The sequence below is a fragment of the uncultured Lamprocystis sp. genome, assembly GCF_903933125.1.
GTDB lineage: Bacteria > Pseudomonadota > Gammaproteobacteria > Chromatiales > Chromatiaceae > Thiodictyon.
The window spans coordinates 1-2076 of sequence record NZ_CAIZIZ010000207.1 but is presented as its reverse complement, the minus strand read 5'-3'; the positions used below and the strand labels follow the sequence as shown (position 1 = coordinate 2076).

The following is a 2076-nucleotide window of genomic DNA, read 5'->3' as shown; positions in this document are numbered from 1 at the left end:
GCGCTTATCCACCCTACAGAACCGGCCCCGCTGTAGGGTGGATAAGGCGCGCCGCTCGGTGTCAGGGACCCGGCACGCCGGTCGTGCGCGCTGCATCCACCAAGGGGCTGCGTGATGCTGCCCAAATTTGGAATTGCTGGCGACGGCGGGAACACGCGGGGCTTCCGACCGACTTCGAGACACCACACGGCGGCCGGGGAAAACGCGCCGATCGGGATTCATGGGGGCCCCCATCTTTATGATTGTTCGTATATGCGTCTATCACGGGCATTGCCCCCTGGCACTGCCTGACCTTCTCAGTCTGGACGACTACCCGGAGTCCCTCAAGGACGACTCCTTCGAACTGCGACCGGCGTCACAGGAAGACCGCACAATCTGCGGCCGTCACGCCCACGCGGCCAGCAGCACGGCGCGGATGCCACCGGTTCGATGCGGTCGCTGCCCGCTGGGTTGGCATCTTCACCTTGAGTTTCTCGCCCCAACCCCAAGCATTGCCGGGGCAACCACCTACTGGACATCCTCATGCCGGACGACTTCACCCCCCAAAACGAACTCGAACGCCGACTCATTGCCGCCCAGGAAGGCCAGATCCCGCCCGAGGAATTCATCGCGACCCTGGTGGGTTCCGAGGTCTTCATGCCGGTCTATGAGAAACACCAGATCGGCGGACTCCAGACCCAGCAAGCCGCCCAACCCCTCAAGCTCACCGGCGAGGACGGCAACGTGGTGCTGGTCCTCTTCACCAGCCCCGAGCGTGCCAAGGGCTTCGTCAAGGACCATCCGGGCTACGGCGGCGGTCTGGTCGCGGACTTCACCTGGATACTGGAAAAACTCGGCATCGGCTATGCTATCAGCCTCAATCCGGGCCTCCCCGTCGGCATCGACTTCGAAGCGCAGGACGTGGCCCAGATCGCGGGCATGGGGCGGCCGAATTAAGTAAGGAACCGTTCATTAACATGCTAAACAAGTCCATTAGGACAATTAGGACACACCTTCGGCGTCGTTGTCGTTGTCGTAATCGAGTTAATGTCTCCGCGAGGATGCGTTGGTCCCGCGCGTGACAATCGAAGCCTTTCAAGCGCTTGGCGGCCTTGTATGCCAAAGCGACGGAGCGAATCGAAACCCGATCGGCATCCGACCGCTGGCCTTGATCGTAATCCCGGCCAGCGGCGTGCGTAGTCAGGGCTTCCAGCCCTGACCATGTCAGGCCAGGATGGCCTGACTACGCACCCGGCGAGCCCCAGTGGCCGGAATCTTGATCGAGGCCGGACCGCTCATGCCAAACTTGAATCGATTATTCGATTACGACAACGATTGTTTAACTTATTCGTGACTCGCTACTAATCCCTCAAATTTCAATAAGGATACATTTGAACCATGACTGGTGAACAACCGAATAATCCATTACACGGAGTTAGTCTGGCCTTGATCATCACTCACAAGCCACTGCACTCAGAGCAGCTTGACCAGCGCGGCCATCACGCCGACTTGGGCGAACATCAGTGGGATCAGCCACATCAGCAGGGTATTGCGGCTGCGCTCGATCGCGGTCGTCACTTCGCCGCGTAATTGCTCGATTTGGGTTTTGACCTCGCCCCGGAGTTGTTCGATCTGGGTTTTGACCTCGCCGCGTAATCGCTCGACCTGCAACGTGAGATCCGCGCGCACTTGCTCGATCTCTTTTTGAAGCCGCAGTTCAGTCTCACGCAACTGTTGGTTGGTGACGAGATCCGGCAGGTGCGGATAACGCTCCTCCAGACGCTCAAAGGCCGCGGCAATCACCCGCGCCCGCGCGCGCTCGTCCGGCGCACTGGCCAGGGCTTCATACAGTTCGACGACAGAACCCATGGGATCCATTCTTCCGGAGGAAATACGGTGGAGACAGCCGGCAGTGTATCCCAAATTCGGGGCCTAAGCTGCCGCCACGCCGTCACGGCCAGCAATTCCAAATTTGGGCAGCATCGCGCAGCCCCCTTGGTGGATGCGGCGCGCACGACCGGCGTGCCGGGTCCCTGACACCGAGCGGCGCGCCTTATCCACCCTACAGCGGCGCCGGTTCTGTAGGGTGGATAAGCG

General features: G+C 60.5%; 2 protein-coding genes. One reads left to right on the top strand and one right to left on the bottom strand.

The window, feature by feature from the left end; genetic code table 11:
- The first annotated feature begins 522 nt into the window (after positions 1-522).
- Entirely contained in the window at positions 523-936 is a 414-nt protein-coding gene (locus QZY03_RS10535; RefSeq protein WP_295580749.1) for an SseB family protein, read from the top strand.
- A gap of 516 nt (positions 937-1452) precedes the next feature.
- Here the strand turns inward: QZY03_RS10535 and QZY03_RS10530 are convergent.
- Positions 1453-1848, bottom strand: coding sequence for a DUF1640 domain-containing protein (locus QZY03_RS10530; protein ID WP_295580747.1), 396 nt, complete (start codon positions 1846-1848; stop codon positions 1453-1455).
- Positions 1849-2076: the final 228 nt, after the last annotated feature.

Excerpts from the sequence above, each read along its gene's own strand:
- QZY03_RS10535 (WP_295580749.1), top strand. The coding sequence starts at position 523 with ATGCCGGACGACTTCACCCCCCAAAACGAACTCGAACGCCGACTCATT.
- QZY03_RS10530 (WP_295580747.1), bottom strand. The coding sequence starts at position 1,848 with ATGGGTTCTGTCGTCGAACTGTATGAAGCCCTGGCCAGTGCGCCGGAC.